This is a genomic window from Streptomyces sp. RB17 (genome assembly GCF_009604455.1).
Classification (GTDB): Bacteria; Actinomycetota; Actinomycetes; order Streptomycetales; family Streptomycetaceae; genus Streptomyces.
Map to the genome: position 1 here is coordinate 519,516 of NZ_WEGL01000003.1, position 23,428 is coordinate 542,943.

General features: G+C 72.4%; 22 protein-coding genes. 9 read left to right on the plus strand and 13 right to left on the minus strand.

Annotation, left to right across the window (positions count from 1 at the left end; genetic code table 11):
- Window positions 1-44: 44 nt before the first annotated feature.
- Window positions 45-1,565 (minus strand): aldehyde dehydrogenase family protein, encoded by a 1,521-nt coding sequence (locus SRB17_RS16050; RefSeq protein WP_153539119.1) that lies wholly within the window; start codon window positions 1,563-1,565, stop codon window positions 45-47.
- 254 nt (window positions 1,566-1,819) lie between these two features.
- On the opposite strand from SRB17_RS16050, the gene SRB17_RS16055 reads away from it, so the two are divergent.
- Genes SRB17_RS16055 through SRB17_RS16065 form a run of 3 tightly spaced genes read left to right on the plus strand, consistent with a single transcriptional unit; the run spans window position 1,820 to window position 3,558 of the window.
- Window positions 1,820-1,999, plus strand: a complete 180-nt coding sequence (locus SRB17_RS16055; protein WP_153539121.1) for a hypothetical protein — start codon at window positions 1,820-1,822, stop codon at window positions 1,997-1,999.
- A 22-nt stretch (window positions 2,000-2,021) separates the two neighbouring features.
- Entirely contained in the window at window positions 2,022-2,648 is a 627-nt protein-coding gene (locus SRB17_RS16060; protein WP_153539123.1) for a DUF2637 domain-containing protein, read from the plus strand.
- Window positions 2,635-3,558 carry a bifunctional helix-turn-helix transcriptional regulator/GNAT family N-acetyltransferase gene (locus SRB17_RS16065; protein WP_153539125.1) on the plus strand — a complete coding sequence of 308 codons (924 nt, stop codon included), beginning with the start codon at window positions 2,635-2,637 and terminating at the stop codon, window positions 3,556-3,558. The genes SRB17_RS16060 and SRB17_RS16065 overlap by 14 nt, the downstream gene beginning before the upstream one ends.
- Before the next feature lie 8 nt (window positions 3,559-3,566).
- Here SRB17_RS16065 and SRB17_RS16070 read toward each other — a convergent pair whose 3' ends face one another.
- From SRB17_RS16070 to SRB17_RS16090, 5 genes are all read right to left on the minus strand, one after another.
- Window positions 3,567-3,863: a hypothetical protein gene (locus SRB17_RS16070; protein WP_416237059.1), complete on the minus strand. Its 297-nt coding sequence runs from the start codon at window positions 3,861-3,863 to the stop codon at window positions 3,567-3,569.
- Between the two features lie 238 nt (window positions 3,864-4,101).
- Window positions 4,102-5,091 carry a malate dehydrogenase gene (locus SRB17_RS16075; RefSeq protein ID WP_153539127.1) on the minus strand — a complete coding sequence of 330 codons (990 nt, stop codon included), beginning with the start codon at window positions 5,089-5,091 and terminating at the stop codon, window positions 4,102-4,104.
- Between the two features lie 410 nt (window positions 5,092-5,501).
- A complete protein-coding gene (locus SRB17_RS16080; RefSeq protein ID WP_153539130.1) occupies window positions 5,502-7,019 on the minus strand; it encodes a DUF2690 domain-containing protein in 1,518 nt (505 codons plus the stop codon).
- Between the two features lie 319 nt (window positions 7,020-7,338).
- Complete coding sequence (locus SRB17_RS16085; protein WP_323375644.1) at window positions 7,339-7,800, minus strand: DUF3017 domain-containing protein; 462 nt, start codon at window positions 7,798-7,800, stop codon at window positions 7,339-7,341.
- A complete protein-coding gene (locus SRB17_RS16090; RefSeq protein ID WP_153539132.1) occupies window positions 7,790-8,644 on the minus strand; it encodes a bifunctional methylenetetrahydrofolate dehydrogenase/methenyltetrahydrofolate cyclohydrolase in 855 nt (284 codons plus the stop codon). Before SRB17_RS16090 ends, SRB17_RS16085 begins: the two co-directional genes overlap by 11 nt.
- 289 nt (window positions 8,645-8,933) lie before the next feature.
- Between SRB17_RS16090 and SRB17_RS16095 the strand changes: the two genes are divergently transcribed.
- The 4 genes from SRB17_RS16095 to SRB17_RS16105 all read left to right on the plus strand — a co-directional run bounded on the left by SRB17_RS16095 (window position 8,934) and on the right by SRB17_RS16105 (window position 12,524).
- Window positions 8,934-9,482, plus strand: coding sequence for a hypothetical protein (locus SRB17_RS16095; RefSeq protein ID WP_153539134.1), 549 nt, complete (start codon window positions 8,934-8,936; stop codon window positions 9,480-9,482).
- Window positions 9,483-9,625: 143 nt separating this feature from the next.
- On the plus strand, window positions 9,626-10,375 hold the full coding sequence (locus SRB17_RS46340; RefSeq protein ID WP_228396080.1) for an FHA domain-containing protein: 750 nt from the start codon (window positions 9,626-9,628) through the stop codon (window positions 10,373-10,375).
- Window positions 10,372-11,937, plus strand: coding sequence for a serine/threonine protein kinase (locus SRB17_RS16100; protein WP_323375646.1), 1,566 nt, complete (start codon window positions 10,372-10,374; stop codon window positions 11,935-11,937). Before SRB17_RS46340 ends, SRB17_RS16100 begins: the two co-directional genes overlap by 4 nt.
- 104 nt (window positions 11,938-12,041) lie before the next feature.
- Window positions 12,042-12,524: a hypothetical protein gene (locus SRB17_RS16105; protein ID WP_153539136.1), complete on the plus strand. Its 483-nt coding sequence runs from the start codon at window positions 12,042-12,044 to the stop codon at window positions 12,522-12,524.
- A gap of 84 nt (window positions 12,525-12,608) precedes the next feature.
- Here SRB17_RS16105 and purH read toward each other — a convergent pair whose 3' ends face one another.
- Together purH and purN are read right to left on the minus strand one after the other, a co-directional pair.
- On the minus strand, window positions 12,609-14,177 hold the full coding sequence (gene purH / locus SRB17_RS16110; protein WP_323375648.1) for a bifunctional phosphoribosylaminoimidazolecarboxamide formyltransferase/IMP cyclohydrolase: 1,569 nt from the start codon (window positions 14,175-14,177) through the stop codon (window positions 12,609-12,611).
- The gene (gene purN, locus SRB17_RS16115) at window positions 14,174-14,812 is read right to left on the minus strand and encodes a phosphoribosylglycinamide formyltransferase (protein WP_323375650.1); all 639 of its coding nucleotides are present in this window, start codon (window positions 14,810-14,812) and stop codon (window positions 14,174-14,176) included. The genes purH and purN overlap by 4 nt, the downstream gene beginning before the upstream one ends.
- Before the next feature lie 317 nt (window positions 14,813-15,129).
- Here purN and SRB17_RS16120 point away from each other — a divergent pair, with 317 nt between their 5' ends.
- On the plus strand, window positions 15,130-16,035 hold the full coding sequence (locus SRB17_RS16120; RefSeq protein WP_153539138.1) for a hypothetical protein: 906 nt from the start codon (window positions 15,130-15,132) through the stop codon (window positions 16,033-16,035).
- Window positions 16,036-16,056: 21 nt separating this feature from the next.
- On the opposite strand, the gene SRB17_RS16125 is transcribed toward SRB17_RS16120, so the two are convergent.
- The gene (locus SRB17_RS16125) at window positions 16,057-17,919 is read right to left on the minus strand and encodes a DUF6350 family protein (RefSeq protein WP_194294025.1); all 1,863 of its coding nucleotides are present in this window, start codon (window positions 17,917-17,919) and stop codon (window positions 16,057-16,059) included.
- Between the two features lie 96 nt (window positions 17,920-18,015).
- On the opposite strand from SRB17_RS16125, the gene SRB17_RS16130 reads away from it, so the two are divergent.
- Window positions 18,016-18,849 (plus strand): RNA polymerase sigma factor, encoded by an 834-nt coding sequence (locus tag SRB17_RS16130; RefSeq protein WP_323375652.1) that lies wholly within the window; start codon window positions 18,016-18,018, stop codon window positions 18,847-18,849.
- Window positions 18,850-18,937: 88 nt separating this feature from the next.
- On the opposite strand, the gene sucD is transcribed toward SRB17_RS16130, so the two are convergent.
- The 4 genes from sucD to SRB17_RS16145 form a co-directional block, all read right to left on the minus strand.
- Window positions 18,938-19,822: a succinate--CoA ligase subunit alpha gene (sucD, locus tag SRB17_RS16135; RefSeq protein WP_153539140.1), complete on the minus strand. Its 885-nt coding sequence runs from the start codon at window positions 19,820-19,822 to the stop codon at window positions 18,938-18,940.
- A 28-nt stretch (window positions 19,823-19,850) separates the two neighbouring features.
- Window positions 19,851-21,029 carry an ADP-forming succinate--CoA ligase subunit beta gene (gene sucC / locus SRB17_RS16140; RefSeq protein WP_323375654.1) on the minus strand — a complete coding sequence of 393 codons (1,179 nt, stop codon included), beginning with the start codon at window positions 21,027-21,029 and terminating at the stop codon, window positions 19,851-19,853.
- Window positions 21,030-21,472: 443 nt separating this feature from the next.
- A complete protein-coding gene (locus SRB17_RS45415; protein WP_194294026.1) occupies window positions 21,473-21,790 on the minus strand; it encodes a hypothetical protein in 318 nt (105 codons plus the stop codon).
- Window positions 21,787-23,376 (minus strand): hypothetical protein, encoded by a 1,590-nt coding sequence (locus SRB17_RS16145; protein ID WP_153539142.1) that lies wholly within the window; start codon window positions 23,374-23,376, stop codon window positions 21,787-21,789. The genes SRB17_RS45415 and SRB17_RS16145 overlap by 4 nt, the downstream gene beginning before the upstream one ends.
- Between the last annotated feature and the right edge of the window lie 52 nt (window positions 23,377-23,428).

Here is a 23,428-nt window from a genome sequence, read left to right on the forward strand (position 1 = left end):
TCCAGGGGTGTTTCCGGGGGGGAGCCAGGGGGTGTTCGGGGGGCTCAGCCGGCGAACCAGCGCACCGGCTTCGGCGCGAGGTTCTGGTAGACGTGCTTGCTCTCGCGGTACTCGGCGAGTCCGGCGGGCCCCAGCTCACGGCCGGTGCCGCTCTTGCCGAAGCCTCCCCACTCCGCCTGCGGCAGGTAGGGGTGGAAGTCGTTGATCCAGACGGTGCCGTGGCGCAGCCGGCCGGCGACGCGGCGGGCCTTGCCGGGGTCGCTGGTCCAGACGGCGCCGGCGAGGCCGTACTCGGTGTCGTTGGCGAGGAGGACGGCTTCCTCCTCGGTGCCGAAGGTCTCGACGGTGAGGACCGGGCCGAAGACCTCCTCGCGGACGACCTTCATCTCGCGGTGGCAGGCGTCGAGGACGGTCGGCTCGTAGAACCAGCCGGTCTCGGGGCGCTGCGGTGACGGCTCCGGCCGCTTGCCGCCGCAGCGCAGTACGGCGCCCTCCGCGAGCGCGGAGGCGACGTACGCCTCGACCTTGGCGCGCTGCTGCTCGGAGACGAGCGGGCCGCACTCGACGCCGTTCTCGGTGCCGCGGCCGAGCCTGATCTTCTGGGCCCGGCGGGCGAGTTCGGTGACGAAGCGCTCCCTGACGGACTCCTCGACGATGAGCCGGGCGCCGGCCGAGCAGACTTGGCCGCTGTGGATGAAGGCGGCGTTGAGGGCCTGGTCGACGGCGGTGTCGAAGCCCTCCTCGGTGGCGCAGGCGTCGGCGAAGACGACGTTGGGGTTCTTGCCGCCGAGCTCGAGGGCGACCTTCTTCACGGTCGGGGCGGCGGCCTGGGCCACCTTGGTGCCGCTGATCAGGCCGCCGGTGAAGGAGACGAGGTCGACGTCGGGGTGCTCGGCGAGCCGGGCACCCACGGTGTGGCCGGGGCCGGTGACGAGGTTGGCCACTCCTGCGGGCAGACCGGCCTCCGTCAGCAGCTCGATCAGCGCGACGGTCGTCATCGGGGTGATCTCGCTGGGCTTGACGACGAAGGTGTTGCCCGCGGCGAGGGCCGGGGCGATCTTCCAACTGGCCTGGAGGAGCGGGTAGTTCCAGGGTGTGATCAGCGCGCAGACGCCGACCGGCTCGTGCACGACGACGCTGTGGACGTCGGGGGAGCCCGCGTCCACGACCCGGCCCGGCGCCTCGGCGGCCACCACGTCGGCGAAGTAGCGGAAGGCGTCGGCGACACAGTCGATGTCGATCCGGCCCTCCTCGACGGTCTTGCCCGCGTCCCTGCTCTCCAGCAGGCCGAGTTCCTCGCGGTCGCGTACGAGGAGGTCGGCGACGCGGCGCAGCAGGGCGGCGCGTTCGGCGACCGGGGTGCGGGGCCAGGGGCCGTGGTCGAAGGCCTGCCGGGCGGCGGCCACCGCGCGCTCGGCGTCCTTCTCGTCGCCCTCCGCGACCACGGCGAACGGCCGGGCGTCCGCGGGGTCGAGGATCTCGCGCGTCGCGCCGGAGACCGCTGTCAGCCACTCGCCTCCCGCGTGGATGGTCGCCTGGGCCTGTCGTGCCGTTCTGTCCGCCATGATCGGTGTTGCCTTCCGTTCCTGATCCGTGCCCCTGTGTCACACGTGTGCCACGCTCGGGGACCGTCGCCGCCTGCCCAGGACGCACACCTCGCATGCACAATCGACGGCCGAAAGTGCGCGGTGTCACATCGAGCGGCACTAGATCACTCAACCCGTCGACCATTTAATTGCAGTATTCACGGAATATAATTGCCTGCGTATTTACAATTCCCCCGAACGCCCCAAAGCCCATCTCCACCGATCGTCGTTAGGTGACCGTGACGCGATTGGACTGGCACACAGCCGAGGATCATCGGACGAGCATGCTGCGCTGGAGCGGTGAAGTGGACCTCACGTCGTGTTCGGACCTGCTCGATGATTTCCTGAAGAGAATCAAGACAGTGGAAAATGAATATCGGCGGACGATGACAGATCTGTACCAGGCTTCCTGAGGCGGGGTAAGGAGGTAAATCGATGGACACCTGGAACGTCCCGGAACCGGACATCGCGTCGAACGACTGGGACCCGGTCGAAGAACTGGCCCAGATACTGTCCACGCCGACCAGCGTGACCCCCGTCACCACCCCGCTGGACATTCCGTCCCCGCGCAGGAGCAGCCGCCGACGGATCCGGCAGGACTCCCATCTGCTCGACGGCGGCCGGCGCTTCACCCACATCACGCTGCTGATCGGGACGGTCACGCTGTGCGCGGTGGGCATGCTCGCCTGGTCCGTCTGCTATTCCTACGGGCAACTGCGCGGGATCGCCTCCTCGGTGCTGCCCACGGGACTGGCGCAGTGCTGGCCGCTGACGGTGTACGGGCCCTGGTTCGTGGCGGCGCTCTCCGTCGTGCGGGCCACCGCTCAACGCCGGAGCGCGCGGCGGTCCTGGTGCGTCGTGCTGGCCGCTTCCGCGATGGCCGTGGCGCTGTGCGTCAGCCACTCGTCCCATGCGCTGCTCTCGTTAGTGATCTTCGGGATCCCGCCGGTCACCGCGCTGGTGTGCTTCTGGGAGCTCGTCGGCCAGATCTCGACCAGGAGCCGGCCGAGGCATGCCACCCACAGCGATCCGGGGCTACAGTCGAAGGATGGAGACCTTTGACCGGAGTCAAAGAACGGCTGTACGAGCGGAGGACGTCGCCGCCTTCCGCCGCTTCAACCGGTACTTCACGCGCCGCATCGGCGTCCTGGACGACCACTACCTCGGCCAGGACCGCCCGCTCGGCGAGGCCCGGCTGCTGTTCGAGATCGGTGAGGGGGCGTCCCTGCGGGAGCTGCGCGGGCGGCTCGGCCTGGACGCCGGTTACCTGAGCCGGATGGCGAAGGCCCTGGAGGCGCAGGGCATGGTCCGGCTCGCGGTGCCCGAGCACGACAACCGGCTGCGGACGGTCGAGCCGACCCCGGCCGGCCGCGCCGAGGTCGCCGAGCAGCAGCGCCGCGCGGACGCCCTCGCCGCCGGTCTCCTCGAGGGACTCACCCCCGCCCAGCGGGCCGAGCTGACCGGGGCCATGGCGACCGCGCAGCGGCTGCTGCGACTGGCCGGGATCACCGTGGAGAGCGTCGACGGCGCCTCGGCGGACGCGCGGGACTGTCTGGACGCCTACGCGGCGGACATCGACGCGCGCTTCCCCGAGGGCTACGACAAGGCGACCCTGGTACGCCCCGAGGAGGTGACCGGGGACGCCGGCGCCTTCCTGGTGGCGTACGAGGAGCGGCGGCCGGTGGGCTGCGGGGCCCTCAGGCGCCTCGCCCCCGGGATCGGCGAGATCCGGCATGTGTGGGTACACCCCGAGGCGCGCCGGCTGGGACTCGCCCGGCGGCTGCTGGCCGGCCTGGAACGGGAGGCGTCGGCGCGCGGCCTGGCGGTCGTACGGCTGGACACGCACGCCGTGCTCACCGAGGCGCAGGCGATGTACCGGGCGTGCGGGTACACCGAGATCCCGCGCTACAACGACGACGTCTACGGCGGCCACTGGTTCGAGAAGCGGCTACTTTCCGAGGGCGGCGCCTGACGCCTCGGTCATCGACTCCCGTACGCACGCGCGCAGCCAGGCGTGGGCGGGGTCGGCGTCGTGCTGTAGGTGGTGATCAGCCCGATCAGGTCGGTCTCGCGCGGCACGAACAGCGAGGCCGGAAAGGTGCCGACGCTGGCCACCACCCGGCGGCCGAGGCCGAGTTCGGCCAGGGCGTCGTCGATCGGACCGTGCTGCCTGCCACGCCGGGAGACGACGAGACGGCCGGCCTTCCCGGCGAACCGCTCGGGCGTCCACTCCCCCTCAACGGCACGGTGCTCGCGGCCCACACCGACCTGCTCCATGGCATGGGACCGGCGCTGCGGACCGTGGCCGTGGTGGTCCTGGCGGCGACGGCACCGGTGATCGCCGGGTACGGAAAGCGCCCCGAAGGGGCGCGGGGAACTGCGCGAACAGCCACGACGGACCGGCACGCGGCAGCAAGCGCGCACCTCTACGGCGGCTGGCCGGAACGCACCCGCACACGGCGAAAGCCCGGCACCCCCACGGCGGGATGCCGAGCTTGCCGTGACTCCGGAACTGCTAGATGAGGCCGAGGCCGCGAACCGCCTCGCGCTCCTCCTCCAGCTCCTTCACCGACGCGTCGATGCGGGCACGGGAGAACTCGTTGATGTCCAGGCCCTGGACGATCTCGTACTTGCCGTCCTTGGTGGTGACCGGGAAGGAGGAGATCAGACCCTCCGGGACGCCGTAGGAGCCGTCCGACGGGATGCCCATGGAGGTCCAGTCACCCTCGGCGGTGCCGTTGACCCAGGTGTACACGTGGTCGATCGCGGCGTTGGCGGCGGAGGCGGCCGACGACGCGCCGCGGGCCTCGATGATCGCGGCACCGCGCTTGGCGACCGTCGGGATGAAGTCCTCGGCCAGCCACTTCTCGTCGTTCACGACCTCGGCGGCGTTCTTGCCGGCGACCGTGGCGTGGAAGATGTCCGGGTACTGGGTGGCGGAGTGGTTGCCCCAGATGGTCAGGCGCTTGATGTCGGCGACCGTCGAACCCGTCTTCTTCGCGAGCTGGGTCAGCGCGCGGTTGTGGTCCAGGCGGGTCATCGCGGTGAAGCGCTCGGCCGGGACGTCCGGCGCGGCGGCCTGCGCGATGAGCGCGTTGGTGTTGGCCGGGTTGCCGACGACCAGGACCTTGATGTCGTCCGCGGCGTGGTCGTTGATGGCCTTGCCCTGCGGCTTGAAGATGCCGCCGTTGGCCGAGAGCAGGTCGCCGCGCTCCATGCCCTTGGTGCGGGGGCGGGCGCCGACGAGGAGGGCTACGTTGGCGCCGTCGAAGGCGACGTTCGGGTCGTCGGTGATGTCGATGCCCTGGAGCAGCGGGAAGGCGCAGTCGTCCAGTTCCATGGCCGTGCCCTCGGCGGCCTTGAGCGCGGGCGTGATCTCCAGGAGGCGCAGCTTGACCGGAACGTCCGCGCCGAGCAGCTGGCCGGAGGCGATGCGGAAGAGCAGGGCGTAACCGATCTGGCCGGCCGCGCCGGTGACGGTGACGTTCACGGGAGTGCGGGTCATGGCGTTCTCCGTATGACAGCTGGCGGTGGGGCGTCCCTGCCCCGGGCGGATGATCGATCTCTTGGCGTCAAGAGATCGATCCAGCGGTCAGGCTATCGCGCATCCGGCATGCGAGACGTACAGGGCCCTGTGGCTCACCCCACAAGTCGGACACGTGGCGAGCGAAGGGGCGGCCGCCCGTCCGGGAGAGGGGGAGAGGACGAAGGCGGCCGCCAGGTGGGGGTACCGGATCGCCGGACTCCCGTGGGGGGTACTGGGCCGCGTGCCCAGAATCCGACCCGCCATGCACACGGCCCCGGAATTTCATCCTCCCGATCTCCCACCCGCCGCCGTCCCGAGGCACCGCACCCCTGTACGGTCCACCCGCCCGCCCTGCTCACGGCGTTGCCGCGGCTCTCGTCATGGCCGCCCTACTTGGTGCACCCCGTCCGCCCGGAGGCCAGGGTCGCGCAGGCCTTGGCCTCCGCCGCGTTCTTCACGGCGACCATCGGGGTGTAGGCGATGGTGTCGCCGACGCCGGAGGTCTCGCCGGTCTGCCGGGCCTTCCCGGCGGAGACCTGCACCTGGTCGCCCGCGGCGGCACCGGTGATACGGCCCCACGCGGTGCCGCAGGCCTTGCTGTAGCGGACCTCCAGCGTGGTGGTGCCGACGGTGGCGGTCTTGGCGGTGGTCACCAGGTCACCGCTGCACCCCATGGCCTCGGCGTCCTTGCCGTCACAGGCGGAGCCGGTGCACTTGACCCCCGGCGGCGGGGTCGCGTGCGTGGTGGCGCTGGGGGACGGCGGCTTGGTGGCGTTCTCGTGCTTCGCGCCGCCCCGGTCGGTGAAGAAGTAGACGGCACCGATGACGACGAGCACGCCCACCAGCCCCGCCAGGAACATGATCACCCGCTGCCGGCCGGCGTTCCCCGGGGCCGGGGCGCCCTCTCCGGAGGGGATGCCCCCAGCGGGCCGGGGCTCCTGCGTCCCGCCGTCGTACGGGTTCGGGGTGTTCGGGGTCCAGCCGGAACCCTCGGGCGGCGAGCCGGCGGGGCGCACGCCGTTCACAGCAGTGGCGTCGGCCCCCGCGCGCACCCCGGCACCGGGGCGGGCGCTCGCCTGGGACGGCCCCTGATATCCGGCCAGCCCCCAGGAGTTGCCGCCCCCCGAGTTCCCGCCACGCCCGGCCCCGTCCCGGCCGACCGTACCCAGGCCCGCTCCATCGACGGGCCCCAGGCCCGCTCCGTCAGCCGTACCCAGGCCTGCGCCATCGGCCGGCCCCCGGCCCGCACCGTCACCGGCGCCAAGACCCGAACCATCGACCGCCCCGTGCCCCGAGCCGTCGCCCGGACCACGCCCCGAGCCGGCACCCGGTCCGCGCCCGGAAGCACCGCCCGGCCCCTGCCCCACTCCGTCGGCCGGGCCGCGACCGGAACCGTCGGCCCGATCACGGCCGTCGGCCCGATCACGCCCCGCCACCTCCCGTGCGTCGGCGTCGGGAGCCGTCGGCTGGGCGGGGATCGTCGGGGAGACACCCCCCGGACCGGCGATGCCCGTGGCCGCGCCGGTGCCCGTGCGGCCGGACGGGCCGCGGGTCGCCTCCGCCGCGCCGAACTCCCCCAGCGCGGCGCGTGCCTGGGAGATGCGAATCGCCTCCATGGTGCGGTCGTGCCGCATCTCGGCCCGGCTCCAGGCGCGTTCGGCCAGCTCCCACATCGTGGTCAGATGCACCAGGTTGGTGCCGGTGACCTCGGCGAGCGCGACGATCGCGCCCTTGGGCGCGAGAAGCCGGCCGCCCAGGTAACGCTCCCAGGACGTCTTGCTGTAGCCCGTGCGGTCGGCGAGCGCCGCGACGCTCAGGCCGCTGCGGTCCACGAGCCGCCGCACCTGCTGGGTGAACTCCTTGATCTGCGGGTCCAGGTCCTCGGGCAGATCTTTCCAGCGAGGCATCGCTTCCCCCCTCTTGCTTTCCCCCGGCTTTTCCCCGTCCTGGCTACCCACATGGATGCGCCGACCCGGGATCCCAGTTCCCGGAGTGGGGGCGCACGGGAGCACCACTGCCGCCGGTCATGCCCCAACGTATCCCCAACTGTCAAGACATCGACACGGTGAGGACACATGTGGCAGTGCGGGGACACGGTAGCGGAACGGTCACTTCCGTGCCACAGCGCACGGACAGGCGTTGAACAGGCAGTTCCCGTCAGGGAAGGCTGAGTTGGGACGGCGGCCCGCCCCTCATCGGGGGAGGGGGCGGGCCGCCGTTGTGGCGTCACTTGCTGCTGAGCGTGACGTGCAGGAGGTCCTTCAGGAACGGTATCTGCAGCCACGGATTCGGCTGGGCCATCATCGCCAGCAGGACGATCGCGAGGCCGAGGACGCCGTAGGTGGCGATGTCCGTGAAGCGGGAGCGGACGGCGAGCATGCCGACGCCCGGCAGTATCCAGCGCATGACCGCGCCGGCCAGCAGGGCCGCGCCGATCAGCAGGGTGCCGGCGCGGAACGTGCCGAGGGCGGTCAGCAGCAGGCCGAGCGCGACCCCGCCGAGCACCACGAGCAGGGGCCACTGGCGTGCCGGGGCCGGGGCGTCACCGGGCGCGGCCCGGCCGCCGCCCTCGGGGCGCGCGGTGTCCCTGGTGATACGGGGGAAGCGACGCGTCGTCCTCCGCCCGGGGTCTTCCCCTGCGCTCTGCGTACCGCGGGTGGCCCCCGCCCGGGCTCCCTCAGTCGGCACTGCGCTCCGCCGCCTCGACCACGTTGACCAGCAGCTGCGCCCGGGTCATCGGGCCCACGCCACCGGGGTTCGGGGAGATCCACGCGGCCACCTCGGCCACGTCCGGGTGCACATCGCCGACGATCTTGCCCTCGGCGGTGCGGGAGACACCGACGTCCAGGACGGCGGCGCCCGGCTTGACGTCCTCGGCACGGATCAGATGCGGGGAGCCGGCCGCGGCGATGACGATGTCGGCCCGCTTCAGGTGGGCGGAGAGATCGCGCGTGCCGGTGTGGCACTGGGTCACGGTGGCGTTCTCGCTGCGCCGGGTGAGCAGCAGCGGCATCGGCCGCCCGATGGTCACGCCCCGTCCGACGACCACGACCTCGGCACCCTTGATCTCCACGCCGTGGCGGCGCAGCAGGGTCAGGATGCCGTTCGGGGTGCATGGCAGCGGGGCCGGCTCGTTCAGCACCAGCCGGCCGAGGTTCATCGGGTGCAGTCCGTCGGCGTCCTTGGCCGGGTCCATCAGCTCCAGGACGCGGTTCTCGTCGATGCCCTTGGGCAGCGGCAGCTGGACGATGTAACCGGTGCAGGCCGGGTCCTCGTTCAGCTCCCGTACGACCGCCTCGATCTCCTCCTGGGTGGCCGTGGCGGGCAGCTCGCGCTGGATGGAGGCGATGCCGACCTGCGCGCAGTCGCGGTGCTTGCCGGCGACGTACTTCTGGCTGCCGGGGTCCTCCCCGACCAGGATCGTGCCGAGGCCGGGCGTGACGCCCTTCTCCTTCAGCGCCGCCACGCGGGCGGTCAGATCGGACTTGATCGCGGCTGCGGTGGCCTTGCCATCGAGAATCTGGGCGGTCATGCCCCCATCCTCGCGGATGACCCGCCCCGGGTTCCAATCCGGGTGGCCGGACGCCGTATCCCGATGTCCGGCAGATGGCCGTACCGCAATGTCGGCAGATGATCGACGATGTTGCACTTGCACAACACCTGCGTCATCCGGCTGGACAAGTGAGTAACCGGTCAAGAACCATGAGCAGCACAGTGCAGCGGGCAGCTCGACGGGGGGACGGACCGCATCTGTAGAAACTCTCCTCCGTGCAGTGCCGCGCCTCGTCCCCAGCACTCGATCGACGGAGGAAAACACCGCCATGAGCTTCGGTGACCCGAACAACCCCTACGGCCCGCCGCCCCAGCAGCAGGGCTACGGCCAACCGCAGGGCCAGCAGCCCGGTTACGGCTACCCGCAGGCCCCGCCCGTCCAGCAGCCGTACGGCGCCGTCGCCCCGATGACCGCCATGCCGGGCAATGTCAGCGCGGCCCGCGTGATGCTGTGGGTGATCGTCGGTCTGCAGGTGATCGGCGTGGTGATCTTCGCCATCGCCGGTGTGGCCATGAAGAAGGCCAGCGACAACAGCAACCTCCCGTCGACCCTCCGGGACTACCCGGCCGGCGTGATGTGGGCCTTCGCGGCGCTCGCGCTCGCCTGGCTGGTGTGGGCGGCCGTCCTGGCGTCGAAGTTCACCACCGGTGGCAACGGCCTGCGCGTCACGACGCTGGTCTTCGGCATCATCACCGCCGTGCTCGCGCTCTACCCGTTCACGATCGCGGGCATCATCCACCTGGTGCTCGGCATTCTGATCGCCTGCTTCGTCGGCGGCTCCAACGGCAAGGCCTGGTTCAACCGCCCGCGCTACTGAACCCGCCCGCGCGACGGAACAGTTCGCGCCATTTCCGCACCACGGGCCGTGTCTCACCCGTCCAGGGGGAGGCACGGCCCTGGTGTGTCCCCCTAGTCTGACGGGGTCGGCCGTTGCGGCCGTCGGGCACGGGGAGACGTACCTTGTACAGCATCATCGTCGTACCTCCGCCGACCTCGGAGGACCGACAGCACGGCACCGCCCGGATCCGGCTCGCCCCCGGTGAGCGGCTCAGCTTCGGGCGGGCGCCGGACAACGACCTGACGATCCCGCACGACGGGGTCTCCCGCCGGGCCGGCGAGCTCAGCGCCCAGGGCGCGTTCTGGATACTGAGCAACCTGTCCGCGCGGCAGACCTACGTCGTGGAGAACCCGGAGGGCGCGGGTGAGCACATCAAGGTCGGCCCGGGCCGGCTCGACGCGCCCGTCCCGTTCGAGTTCTCGCGGATCGTGCTGCCCGCCGCCGGGGACCTGCTGACGATCGAGGTGTGGGCGCCGCGCCACGACTATCTGCCGGAGGGGGCCGGGCCGGACGGTGACACCACCGCGCCCGCCTTCTCCGTCGACCGCACCAAGCGCTACTTCGCGGTCCTGGCCGCCCTGTGCGAACCGCGGCTGCGCGGCGACCCGCACGCCGCGCTGCCCACGGTCGACCAGGTGGTGGACCGGCTGCGCCCCGCCTGGCCGGCCGCCTCGCGCACCTCGGTGCAGTGGAACATCGACTACCTCGCGGTGAAGCTGCGGCTCAAGCCCGGCCCGGAGACCGCCGACACCGGTCCGCGCCTCAACGGCAAGAAGGAGTCCCTGGTGTCCCTGGCACTCCGCTTCGACCTGGTACGGGAGGACGACCTGGTCGTCCTGTCCGCCGCCGACGCGAGCCGTACGACGCGGTGACCGAGCCGTACGCCGTGCCGGTGCCGCGGGGTTACCGGGTCGGCGCCTGGGAGGTGCGCGAGCCGATCGCGACGGGCGCCTTCGGCAGCGTGTACACGGGCCGGCGCGCGGGCGGGAAAGACGCCGGCCTGCCGCGCACCGCCGCGCTGAAGTTCCTGCCGACCGGCACCGGCACCCCGCGTCAACTGGCCCACCTGCGCGACCTCATCCAGCGCGAGATCGACCTGCACCGGCGGCTCAGACGGCCGCGGCTGATCCGGATGTACGAGTCGCTCGTCGTCGACGATCCGGACCGCCCCGAGCTCGACGGCGCCACCGTGCTCGTCCTGGAGCGGGCCGAGGGCTCCCTGTCCGCCCTGCTCACCGCCTCGCCCCGCCCGGCCGCGGGGCCCACGCTGCTCGCCCAGATCTGCGAGGGGCTGGCCCAGCTGCACCGGGCGGGCTGGGTGCACGGGGATCTGAAACCGGCCAATGTGCTGCTGATGCCGGACGGTTCGGCACGGCTCGCCGACTTCAACATGGCCGCCGAACTGGAGGGCACCCACGCCTACACCCCGGCCTTCTCCACCCCCGACTACACCCCGCCCGAGCTGCTGTGGGCGGAGATCGGCGAACGCGGCCGGCGGATCCGGCCGTCCGCCGACGTCTGGGCCTTCGGTGTGCTCGCCCATCTCGTCCTCACCGACTCCTTCCCGCTGTCCGGCGCCACCCCGACGGCCCGCCGCGACGCGGCCGCCGCCTATGCGCGCGGCACCGACGAGCTGCGCCTGTCGCCCGAACTCCCGGACGCCTGGCGCGAGATCGTGCGGGACTGTCTGGCCCGGACGCACGAGGCACGCATCGGCACCGAGGCGCTGCTGCGCCACGTCGAGGCGGCCGCCGGCACGGGCCGCTCGCCGCGCCTGCCCCGGCTGTTCCCGCGCCGCGCACGCCGGCGGACGCTGATCGCCGGCGCCGCTGCCGCCACCGCCGCCGTCGCGGCCCTCGGCTACGGCATCACCACCTGGGCGGGCACCCCGGGCGGCGGGCACGGACACGGGCCCGGCGACGACATCGACCGGGCGGCCCTCGCCTCCTACGGTGCCGGGGAACTCCGTACCGACCGGGGCGTACCGGCCGGCTACCGCAAGCTCATCGTGGACTCCGCTCACGCCTGCTCCCAGCCGGACGTCACGCCCGCGCTCATCGCCGCGATGCTGAAGGCGGAGAGCAACTTCGACCCCGACCTCTCCGACCCCGGGAACCAGGAGTTCGGCATCGCCCGCTGGACCCCCGCCGTGCTGCGCTGGTGGATGCGCGACGACGGCGTCCCCGCGTCGGCCACGCCCACCCCACCGTTGACGCCCTCCGTCTCCATCCCCGCCATGGGCCGCTACCTCTGTTACATCGATCCGCGTCTGAAGGCCGGCCTGCCCGGCGACAAGCGGGTGCTGATCGCCGCGTCCTACCGGACCTCGTACGGGAAGGTGAACGACACGGGCGGAGTTCCCCCGAAGTGGCGCGACTACTGCGCCCGTGTCGCCCACTACCTCAAGGAGTACACGCCCCAGGGCAGTTGGTGACCCTCAGACGTCCGAGGTACCGGCGCAGGGACACGGCTGCGACGGTGGAACCACTCCGCCACGGACCGTTCCGGCCCGGCGGAGCGACCACACCGCTCGTTCACATGGGGGAACACGTGAACATCGCCAAGCCCGCCGCACTGCTCGTCGCGGCCACCGCCCTGCTCGCCGGCTCCACGGCCGCGGCCACCGCCGCCGCCCCGGACGGCACCCGGGTCACCGGCGTCCAGCAGGTCGCCGACCAGGTCCTCGCGGGCCACCCGAAGCCGCTCTCGGCCTCCGCCGACGAGGTCCGGTACGACGGCCTGACCCTCACCAAGGCCCGGCAGGGCAAGATCGCCGCCAAGGACCTGGACTGTGCCTACGGTCACCTCTGCATGATCGTCAGGGGCACCAAGTTCGACTTCTACAAGTGCCAGACCTGGGCGGTCCACAACTGGACCGGGAACGGCCCGTTCACCAACAACCAGACGCCGGGCACGATCGCCCGGTTCTACAACCAGGACGGCAGCGTCCGCTGGACCTCGACGGCGTACCAGGCCGGCACGGCCACGTGGGACCCGATCTGGTCCCTGCGCCCCTGCTGACCCGGTCAGGCCGACGGCCTCCGGCTCCCTCGGGGGAGGGCCGGAGGCCGTCGCTCGCATGGGGCGTATCAGATGCCCAGATGCTCAGTGGAAGAAGTGGCGCGTACCCGTGAAGTACATCGTCACGCCCGCCTTCGTCGCGGCCTCGACGACCTGCTCGTCACGGATCGAGCCGCCCGGCTGGACGATCGCCCGGACGCCGGCGGCGATGAGGATCTCCGGGCCGTCGGGGAAGGGGAAGAACGCGTCGGAGGCGGCGTAGGAGCCGCGCGCCCGCTCGTCGCCGGCCCGCTCGACGGCCAGCTTGCAGGAGTCGACACGGTTGACCTGGCCCATGCCGACGCCGACCGAGGCGCCTTCCTTGGCGAGCAGGATCGCGTTGGACTTCACCGCGCGGCACGCCTTCCAGGCGAAGGCGAGCTCCTTCAGCTCCTCGGCGGACAGCGCCTCACCGCTGGCCAGCGTCCAGTTCGCGGGGTCGTCGCCGTCGGCCTGGAGCCGGTCGGTGACCTGGAGCAGGAGACCGCCGTCGACCTGCTTGGCCTCGACCCGGTTGCAGGGCTCGCCCGGAGCCTTCAGCACCCGGATGTTCTTCTTCCTGCTGAGGGCCTCCAGGGCCCCCTCCTCGTAGTCCGGGGCGACGATGACCTCGGTGAAGATCTCCGCGACCTGCTCGGCCATCTCCCGGCTCACCGGCCGGTTGACGGCGATGACACCGCCGTACGCGGAGACCGGGTCGCAGGCGTGCGCCTTGCGGTGCGCCTCGGCCACGTCCGAACCCACCGCGATACCGCAGGGGTTGGCGTGCTTGATGATCGCGACGCACGGCTCGTCGTGGTCGTACGCGGCACGGCGGGCGGCGTCCGTGTCCGTGTAGTTGTTGTACGACATCTCCTTGCCGTGCAGCTGCTCGGCGTCCGCGAGCCCGCCGCTGCCGTCGACGTACAGGGCGGCCGGCTGGTGCGGGTTCTCGCCGTAGCGCAGGGTGTTCTTGCGCTCGAAGGTGGCGCCGAGGAAGTCGGGGAACCGCGACTCGTCCACCGGCGCGTACGAGGAGGCGAACCAGGAGGCGACGGCCACGTCGTAGGCGGCGGTGTGCTGGAACGCCTCGGCGGCCAGACGCTTACGGGCGGCGAGGTCGAAGCCGCCGTCCTTGACGGCTCCGAGCACGTCGGCGTACCGGTCGGGGCTGGTGACCACGGCGACCGACGGGTGGTTCTTGGCGGCGGCACGCACCATGGACGGGCCGCCGATGTCGATCTGCTCCACGCACTCGTCGTCCGAGGCGCCGGAGGCGACCGTCTCGCGGAAGGGGTAGAGGTTGACCACGACGAGGTCGAACGGCTCCACACCGAGCTCGGCGAGCTGCTGCCGGTGGCTCTCCAGCCGCAGGTCGGCGAGGATGCCCGCGTGCACCCTCGGGTGCAGGGTCTTGACCCGGCCGTCCAGGCACTCGGGGAAGCCGGTCAGCTCCTCGACCTTCGTGACGGGGACGCCGGCGGCGGCGATCCGGCCGGCCGTGGAACCGGTGGAGACGAGCTCGACACCGGCCTCGTGCAGCCCGCGCGCGAGGTCTTCCAGCCCGGTCTTGTCGTAGACGCTGACGAGCGCCCGGCGAATGGGCCGCTTGGTGCTCTCGGCGGTGGCGGTCACTGGATAACTACCTTTCGTCCCTCAATGCGATGGCCGTTGCGGGCGAGCCGCCCCACGACCTCGACGAGCAGCCTTCGCTCGACTTCCTTGATGCGCTCGTGCAGCGCGCTCTCGTCGTCCTCGTCCCGGACCTCCACCACGCCCTGGGCGATGATCGGGCCGGTGTCGACGCCGTCGTCGACGAAGTGGACGGTGCAGCCGGTGACCTTGGCGCCGTACGCGAGCGCGTCACGGACTCCGTGGGCCCCGGGAAAACTGGGCAGCAGGGCGGGGTGCGTGTTCACGAACCGCCCGCCGAACCGCGCGAGGAACTCCTTCCCCACGATCTTCATGAACCCGGCGGAGACCACGAGGTCCGGCTCGTACGCGGCGACGGCCGCGGCGAGGGCGGCGTCCCACTCCTCGCGGCTCGCGTGGTCCTTGACCCTGCACACGAAGGTCGGCAGCCCGGCCCGTTCGGCACGGGCGAGCCCCTCGACGCCGGCGCGGTCGGCCCCTACGGCGACGATCCGGGCGCCGTACCGCTCGGCTCCGGTGCGCTCGATCTCGTCCAGGAGCGCCTGCAGATTGGTGCCGGATCCGGAGACCAGCACGACGAGGCGCTTGACCGCTGGGCCGGCGGGGGTGGCGGCCACGATGGGGCCCTTTCTGGGGTGGCGACGGTTCCGGCCGGCGCTTTGTACATTCGTACGAATGCGTTACGCCCCTCGATACAGGGAAGTCTACGAAGCGGTCGACCGTCAGCAACGATACCGGCACATGGGAAGGCCCCCACGGGACGGGTGCGGGGCCGGAAGGTAGCGTTCGCAAGGAATCACGGAGGGCAGCCTCGGGAACGCGGTCGTCGTGCGGTGCGTTGTCGGGGAGGAAGCTCATATCGGACAGTCGTTTTCGCAGCCGTGTTCACAGCCGTAAGCACAGCCGTATTCGCCTAGGGGAAGACGCTCTTTTGATGCCCGTTCGCAGCCTGCGACTCCTCACGTTCCCTCCGAGCCCGGCCCAGGGAGGCGAGCGTGGCACCGTGCTGCGAGAGCGGCCGACCTCGCCGCCAGAGGCTCCTCGGGGTGGACACGGTGGTCAGGGTGGACAGGCCGGGCATGGCGGGCCTGCCGGTTCTGGAGGATCTGCCGGTTCTGGAGGGCCCGCGGGGCACGGCGGCCGCGGGGGTGACGGACACGGCGTAGACGGACACGGCGTAGACGGACACGGCGGTGGGCGGCAGGACGACAACCCCTTCGCGCCGCCGCCCGAGGGCACCCCGGACCGGCCCTGGCAGCCGCGTCATCCCGAGGGTTCCCAGGGCTCCGGTCACGGGACCGGCTCCGGGGGCGGCTCTCCGTGGGGCGACCAGTGGAGCGACCGCCAGCCCGGGCGCTCCCCCGACGGCTTCGGCGAGCGGCCCGGCGGCGGTCCCCAGGGCCCCGGCGGACCGGCCGGTCCCGGCGGCATGCGCTGGGACCCGACCGACCCCGCCCAGCGCCGCGCGCGCTACGCCCTGCTGTCCGGCATGTGGGCCGTCTTCTTCGCCCTGTTCAGCTGGCCGTACGTGGCCCTGCTGCTGGGCGCGCTGGCTCTTTACTGGGGCGTCAGCGCGCTGCGCGCCAAGCCGGGCAGGCCGAACCCGGACACCCCGGCGCCTCCGCCGGGGACGGGCCGGCCCCAGGCGACGGCGGCCATCGGCGGCCTGGTCACGGCATCCCTGGCCCTGGTCCTGGTGGCCTCGACCTTCACGGTCCAGTTCGTCTACCGCGACTACTACACCTGTGTGAACGACGCCCTCACCCACGAGGCCAAACAATCCTGCGACCAACTGCTGCCGAAGGAGCTGCGGGGGGTTCTGGGGGTCGGGAACAGCTGAGCCGGCGGGTCCTCAGCGCGGTCATTGAGCCGTGTCCGGGGGTTCTGTGGCTCCCGGCGGCGGGTCGGTGAGGTCGGGGCTCGCCCCGGGGCCCGACGGGTCGCGTGGCGCCGCAGCCTCTCGCAGGGCCGCCCAGCGTGAGGCGCGTGCCAGGTCGTCGTGCCAGTCCGGGGGGAACGGATCGTCGGTCGGGAGGAAGTCGTAGGGCTCCTCGTCGTCGGGCACGAGCTCCGGTAGGGCTGCGGGAGTCCTGCCGGTACCCGAGTCCTTGCCCTTGCCCTTGGCCGAGTCCTTGCCGTTGACCCAGTCCTTGGTCTTGCCCGCGTGCTTGTCCTTGGCCTTCGCGGTCTCCTCGGCCGCCTGACCCGCCTCCTCGGCCTCGGCCGTGTCCTCCGCCTCGGCCGTGTCCTCCGCCTTGGTCTTGCCCGTCGCCTCGGCGGTGTCCCCCGGCTTCGTCGCGTCCTTCGTCCTCGAGGCGTCCTTCGTGTTGCCCTGGCCCTGCGTGTTCCCGGCGCGCCCTGTCCCTGGCCCCGTCCCCTGCGAAGGGATCTCCCCACGCCGCTCGCGCTGCCTCCACAGCCGCCACAGCCGCACGGTCTGCGCCACCGGCATCCCGCACAGCGCCGTCCACGCCCACGCCGCTCCCCCGGTCTGCCACCACACCGGTCCGAAGCGGGCCAGCGCGGACACTCCCAGCGGGCCGCCGGCCAGGACGGCGAGCAGGGCGAGGACCGCCGCGCAGAGGGTCGCCGTCAGCAGCACCATCCCGGCGGTACGGACGGCCGACCAGCGGGGCGGTGCCGGTGCGCCCGGCTCCGGCCGTCGTACGGCGCCGCGCGCCACGAACCACCCCGCCGTCACCCCGGCCGCCACCGGCACCAGTCCCGTCGCCCAGTTCTGCGGCGTCCCGGCACCGGCGTCCGGCACCGCCGCCAGCAGGGGGAACGGCGGCAGCAGAGGGGCCGGATCGGAGACGGAGGGCTGCACCACATGCCCGACGCCGAGGAGGAAGCCGGGGCCCAGGGCGTAGGACGCGGCCCACACCGCCCCGTTGGGGATCAGCGCGACGCCGAGCAGGAGTACGGCGAACCGTCCCGTCCATCCCTCCGTCAGCTGGACGAAGGACGCCCGTGCCGCCCCGCCGTGCCACACCAGCGACACCGCGAGCAGCAGCGCCCCGCCGCCGAGGAACACGGCCGTGGCGGCACCGGTGGCGCGTACGGCCGTACCCAGCCGGGCGCGTTCGTCCGCGCCGAGCACCAGCCGCCGCACCGCCCCGGGAACCACCGCCAGCGCGCTCAGCACCGGCTCGCGCGGACGGCCGTACGCCGCCCATACCCCGGCCGCCGCCGAGCCGGCCGCGACCAGGGGCAGACACAGCGTCACCCAGATCCAGTCGGGCCGCAGTTCGCCGCGCGAGCAGTACACCGCGAGCCCGCAGCCGACGCCGAGGTAGCCGAGGACGACCCCCGTCCACACCGTGCGCGCCGGTACCGGCGGCGGGCCGTCGGCGTCGGCGGGCGCGTCCACCGCGACCCTGGCGGCCCGGTACACCAGCCACACGGGCAGCAGGAGCGGCAGCAGCGGGGTCACCCCGACCGGCATGGGCGCGCCGGAGAGGCTGTCGGTGCGGACCAGTTCGACGCCGTGGGCCAGCAGCCACAGCCCGGCGGCGACATGCAGCGCGCCGCCCGGACCGCTGTCGGGATACGGCGAGCTGACCCACAGGACCATCACCAGCACGGCGAACGAGCCGAATCCGAGTCCGGCCGCGACGGCGCCGCCGAGCAGGCTCGCGGCGAGTCCCGGCTCGCGGTCCCGCATCCGGGTCAGCAGGGGCGACAGCGACGGCAGGCGAGCGCTCATCAGGATCACGCACGCCATGCTCCCAACGACACGCGCATTCCTGTCGCAACAGGGGAACTTCCGTAGTGTCGCTCAATATACGTTCATGTTCTTTTTCGTACGGAAAGGCGTACGGTGACTCCGCAGAACACCACCGATCCCCTGACGCCCGCTCAGGCCTTCGACGAGCTGTACACGTTCTGCGCCCCCGCCCTCGTACGCCAGACCTATCTGCTCACCGGGCGCCGGGAGCCGGCCCGCGAGGCCGTGGAGCGGGCCTTCCAGCTGGCCTGGCAGCGCTGGCCCCAGGTGGCCCGGGACCGGGATCCGGGCGGCTGGGTGCGGGCGGCGGCGCACGACTGCGCGCTCTCGCCCTGGCACCGCTTCCGGCCCCGGTACCGGCACCCCGAGCCGCCGCCCGCCGATCCGGCCGACCGGGCGCTGCTGGACGCCCTGCTGGAGCTGCCGCCGACGTACCGGCGCACGCTCGTCCTGTACGACGGTGTGGGCCTCGACCTGCCGGAGACCGCGGCGGAGACGGAGGCGAGCACACCGGCCGCCGCGAACCGGCTGACCCACGCCCGCGAGGCGCTGGCCGCGCGGCTGCCGGAACTGGCCGACCCCGTCGAGCTGCATCACCGGCTGCGGGCGCTGGCCTCGGCGGAGCGGGTGCGCGCGGCCCGGCCGGAGCCGGTGCGGCGGGCGAGCGAACGGCGGAACACGTTCTGGACGCGGACGGCGATCGCGTTCACGGCGGCGATCATCGGCGCGACGACGCTCACGGTGCGGTCCGCGCCGACGCACTACGAGGCGCCGATCGCTCCGGCACAGGCGGTGCAGGGGGTTCCGCCGGTGGGGGTGATGGGGCCGCTGTCGCGGAAGGAGCGGGCGTTGCGCTCGAAGTTGCAGGCGAAGTTGCGGAGCGCTGCCGCGCGGGGGCCGGATCGGGTGACTCCGGAGGCGCGATAGAGCGGTGAGCGCGGCAGGACTGTGAGCGAAACGTCGCTGGGCCCGCCCCGGCGAACGGGGCGGGCCCAGCGACGGTCAGCTGAGAAGCTCAGCCGCCCAGGATCTCGCGGGCGAGCTTCGCCGTCTCGGTCGGGGTCTTGCCGACCTTGACGCCCGCGGCCTCCAGGGCCTCCTTCTTGGCCTGCGCCGTGCCGGAGGAGCCGGAGACGATGGCGCCGGCGTGACCCATGGTCTTGCCCTCGGGCGCGGTGAAGCCCGCGACGTAGCCGACGACCGGCTTGGTCACGTTCTCCTTGATGAACGCGGCCGCGCGCTCCTCGGCGTCGCCGCCGATCTCACCGATCATCACGATGAGCTCGGTCTCCGGGTCGTCCTGGAACGCGGCCAGGGCGTCGATGTGGGTGGAGCCGATGATCGGGTCGCCACCGATGCCGACGGCCGTCGAGAAGCCGATGTCACGCAGCTCGTACATCATCTGGTACGTCAGCGTGCCGGACTTCGACACCAGGCCGATGCGGCCCGGCTTGGTGATGTCGCCCGGGATGATGCCGACGTTGGACTGGCCCGGGGTGATGATGCCGGGGCAGTTCGGGCCGATGATGCGGGTCTTGTTGCCCTTCTTGCCGGCGTACGCCCAGAAGGACGCCGAGTCGTGCACGGCGATGCCCTCGGTGATCACGACGGCCAGCGGGATCTCGGCGTCGATGGCCTCGACGACCGCGTCCTTGGTGAACTTCTCCGGCACGAAGATGACGGAGACGTTGGCGCCGGTCTTGTCGATGGCCTCCTTGACGGTGCCGAAGACGGGTACCTCGGTGCCTTCGAAGTCCACGGTCTGACCCGCCTTGCGCGGGTTCACGCCGCCCACGACGTTGGTGCCGTCACCGAGCATGAGCTTGGTGTGCTTCATGCCGGTGGAGCCGGTCATGCCCTGGACGATGACCTTGCTGTCCTTGTTGAGCCAGATAGCCATGGTGTGTTGGTGTCCTCGTCCTGAGTGCTTACTTGGCGGCGGCCAGCTCGGCGGCCTTGTCGGCCGCGCCGTCCATGGTGTCGACGCGCTGCACCAGCGGGTGGTTGGCGTCGGTGAGGATCTGCCGGCCCAGCTCGGCGTTGTTGCCGTCGAGGCGGACGACGAGCGGCTTCTCGACCTTCTCGCCGCGGTCCTCCAGGAGCTTCAGGGCCTGCACGATGCCGTTGGCGACCTCGTCGCAGGCGGTGATGCCACCGAAGACGTTGACGAAGACGGACTTGACGTCCGGGTCGCCCAGGATGATCTCCAGGCCGTTCGCCATGACCTGGGCGGAGGCGCCACCGCCGATGTCCAGGAAGTTGGCGGGCTTGACGCCGCCGTGCTTCTCACCGGCGTACGCGACGACGTCCAGGGTGCTCATCACGAGACCCGCGCCGTTGCCGATGATGCCGACCTCGCCGTCGAGCTTGACGTAGTTGAGGTTCTTCTCCTTGGCGGCGGCCTCGAGCGGGTTGGCCGCGGCCTTGTCGTGGAGCTCCTCGAAGTCGGGGTGGCGGAACTCGGCGTTGTCGTCGAGCGACACCTTGCCGTCGAGGGCGATGACCTCGCCGGAGGCGACCTTGGCCAGCGGGTTGACCTCGACCAGGAGGGCGTCCTCCTTGATGAAGGTGTCCCACAGGCGGACGAGGACGTTCACGACCTTGTCGGCGACCTCGGCCGGGAACTTGGCGGCCGCGACGATCTCGCGGGCCTTGGCCTCGTCCACACCGTCGATCGGGTCGATCGGCGTCTTGGCGACGGCCTCCGGACGGGTGGCCGCCACCTCCTCGATCTCCACGCCGCCCTCGACGGAGGCGATGGAGAGGAAGGTGCGGTTGGCACGGTCGAGGAGGAAGGAGACGTAGTACTCCTCGAGGATCTCCGGAGCGGTCTCGGCGATCATGACCTTGTGGACCGTGTGGCCCTTGATGTCCATGCCGAGGATGTCCGTCGCGCGGGCGACGGCCTCGTCCGCGGAGGCGGCCAGCTTCACGCCACCGGCCTTGCCGCGACCACCGACCTTCACCTGCGCCTTGACGACGGACTTGCCGCCCAGACGCTCGGTGATCTCGCGCGCCGCCTCAGGCGTGTCGATGACTTCACCGGCCAGCACCGGTACATCGTGCTTGGCGAAGAGGTCCCTCGCCTGGTACTCGAACAGGTCCACGCGCTTCCGTCCCTATCAGTGATCTCGCGGTTCGTTGGATGCGTGGGCGTGCCGCGAAGGGCAACGTGACGTCCGCTTGTCACAAGGGGGGCGCACACGGTGTCCGAGCGCGCGGCATGTCCGTCTCGCAGGTTATCGCCGCTTGCGGGGGCTCCCTAAATCGAGGGTCACACGCGAGCGGTGATACCTGTCACATGATGCCGGGTTTCCTGACACGCCGTGCCGCAATCGCAGTGATGTGCGAGGCCTCACCGGGCTGGGGTTGACCCGGTGAGGCCCCTGGGGCGGCCCCGGTGGTGCCGGGGCCGGGGCGGTTGATCCCCACCCCAATGGGGACCACCCGCCCGGGCCGCGGGGCACCCGGCCGGACGCGCCGACGGCATTCGGCCATCCGGATCCGGACACCCCGCGGAGCGGTCGGGGCACTCAGCGCCCGCAGGCGCTCAGCCCTGCTGTCGCATGCCCTGTACGGCGCCCGGCACGCCGTACCCGTCCCGGACGTGCTGGAAGCCGGGCATGTCCTGGACGTCCTGGATGTCCTGGACGTACGCCGGTACGGCCGTACGGGCGACCCCTTCGACCCCGCCGACGGCGTGCCCGGCGAGCGAGCCGCCGGTCTCCCGGACCGTGCCGTGGAGGGCGTCGACGAACCCTGCGGTCGGCCGGACGACCGGCGCGGCCGCGGACTCGGCGATCCCGGCCGCGAAGGGGGACACCGGGGCGGTGACGCCCTCGGCGAAGACCCCGGTCCGCGTGGTCACACCGTGCGCGAGCGGGGGTACGGTGCCGACGACACCGCCCGCGAAGGGCCGGACGTCACCGGCCACGCCGTGGCCCAGGGCGCCCGTGTCCGCGACGGCCTGCCCGGCGACCGGCACGGCCCCGTGCACGGCACCGGCGGCCACGGGCGGCAGTACCGCGTCCGTGGCGTCCCGCGTGACCTGCCCGGCCGGTCCGGCGGCGTACGCCGTCGCCCCAGCGGCCACCGGCGGCACATCGCCGACGGCGTCCCTGGCGACCCCGTGAACCCCGGACGCGGCGCCCTCGGCGGTCCCATACGCACCGGACGCGGCGTCTCCGGCCGTCCCGTACACAGTGGGGGCGGTGTCCGTGACGGTTCCGTACGCAGCGGGGCACTGTCCGCGACGGTTCCGTACGCCCCCGACACGGCCGCCTCGGCGGTCCGGTACACACCCGACCCGGCGCCCTCGGCGGTGCCCAGCGCCCCGGAGACCGCACCACCGGCGACCCCGTGCACGGCGGGGACGGTGTGCCCGACGGTTCCGTACCCGCCCGCCGCCGCGTGCCCTGCCGTGGCCTGTACGCCGGCCACCGCGTGCCCTGCCGTGGCCTGTACGCCCGTCGCAGCGCGGCCGGCGACCGGCACCGCGCCGTCCAGCGCCGCGGAGGCCACCGGCGGCACGGCGGCGGCGGTCGTCTCGTCCACCACCGGCGTGACCGCACCGGGCACGGCCCGGACCGTGCCGACGACGCGCTGCCCGGCGACCCCGGCCGTACCGGTGGCCTGCGCGGGCACACCGGCGACGGAGGCCTCGGCCGCGCCGGCCGCCCCGGCCACCGTGCCGCTCACGGCGTTCGCGGCGTTCGCGGCACCGGCGGTGCGACCCTGCGCCGCGGCGACGGCCTGCCGCGCCGTCGTCCGTACGGCACCCTCGACACCCTGCGCCTTCAGACGGGCGGCCGTCTGGGTGGCCTGAAGCTTGGTCTGGGCGGCGGCCAGGGCCTCCTCCACCTCGGGCGCGAAGGAGGAGAGCGGGCCGAAGAGGTAGTCGATCTCGTCCTGCGGAGTGGTGTGGGGGAGGGCCCGGGAGGCGGTCGAGGCGGCGTGCGCGGCCGCATGTACGGCGTAGTGGGTGCCGTGTGTGCCGTCGGTCTGGACGCGGGCCTGGACGTGCCCCTGCGCCGTGCGGGCGGCCTGGGCGCCCCTGACGGCCTCGGCGCCGCGGATCCTCGCGGCGGTCGGGACCTTGGCGCCCACGTGGCGACGGGCCTGGTCGGCGGTGCCGGTGGCGGCGTCGGTGGTGGGCGCCGTCGAGGTGAGCGAGGTGGAGGCGGCGGCCGGGGCTGCCGGGGTGGCCGTGCCGGTCAGGCCGGAGACGGTGCCCGTGACGGTGTTCTGGACGCCGGAGACGGTGTCGTGGACGCCGGTGAGGACGCCGTCGACGGTGCCGGCGACGCTGTCGGTGGTGCCGCCGGCCTCGGTGCCCGCGTCCGGCGCGGAGACGGTGGCGGACAGCTCGTCGGCGCTGGCGACGGCCGAGCCGAGCGCCCACGCACCGGTGACACCGGCGGCTATCACGATCGAGCGACGGATGTTCTTGTTCATTGTGTGCGTCAAGTCCTTCGGAAGTGGCCGGAAACGGCCGGAAACGGCTGGG

What these genes read in the sequence shown, in the direction of transcription:
- SRB17_RS16050 (WP_153539119.1), bottom strand. Translation starts at nt 1,565, where the DNA reads ATGGCGGACAGAACGGCACGACAGGCCCAGGCGACCATCCACGCGGGA.
- SRB17_RS16060 (WP_153539123.1), top strand. Translation starts at nt 2,022, where the DNA reads ATGGACACCTGGAACGTCCCGGAACCGGACATCGCGTCGAACGACTGG.
- SRB17_RS16065 (WP_153539125.1), top strand. Translation starts at nt 2,635, where the DNA reads ATGGAGACCTTTGACCGGAGTCAAAGAACGGCTGTACGAGCGGAGGAC.
- SRB17_RS16070 (WP_416237059.1), bottom strand. Translation starts at nt 3,863, where the DNA reads ATGGAGCAGGTCGGTGTGGGCCGCGAGCACCGTGCCGTTGAGGGGGAG.
- SRB17_RS16075 (WP_153539127.1), bottom strand. Translation starts at nt 5,091, where the DNA reads ATGACCCGCACTCCCGTGAACGTCACCGTCACCGGCGCGGCCGGCCAG.
- SRB17_RS16080 (WP_153539130.1), bottom strand. Translation starts at nt 7,019, where the DNA reads ATGCCTCGCTGGAAAGATCTGCCCGAGGACCTGGACCCGCAGATCAAG.
- SRB17_RS16090 (WP_153539132.1), bottom strand. Translation starts at nt 8,644, where the DNA reads ATGACCGCCCAGATTCTCGATGGCAAGGCCACCGCAGCCGCGATCAAG.
- SRB17_RS16095 (WP_153539134.1), top strand. Translation starts at nt 8,934, where the DNA reads ATGAGCTTCGGTGACCCGAACAACCCCTACGGCCCGCCGCCCCAGCAG.
- SRB17_RS16105 (WP_153539136.1), top strand. Translation starts at nt 12,042, where the DNA reads ATGGGGGAACACGTGAACATCGCCAAGCCCGCCGCACTGCTCGTCGCG.
- SRB17_RS16120 (WP_153539138.1), top strand. Translation starts at nt 15,130, where the DNA reads ATGCCCGTTCGCAGCCTGCGACTCCTCACGTTCCCTCCGAGCCCGGCC.
- SRB17_RS16125 (WP_194294025.1), bottom strand. Translation starts at nt 17,919, where the DNA reads ATGGCGTGCGTGATCCTGATGAGCGCTCGCCTGCCGTCGCTGTCGCCC.
- sucD (WP_153539140.1), bottom strand. Translation starts at nt 19,822, where the DNA reads ATGGCTATCTGGCTCAACAAGGACAGCAAGGTCATCGTCCAGGGCATG.
- SRB17_RS16145 (WP_153539142.1), bottom strand. Translation starts at nt 23,376, where the DNA reads ATGAACAAGAACATCCGTCGCTCGATCGTGATAGCCGCCGGTGTCACC.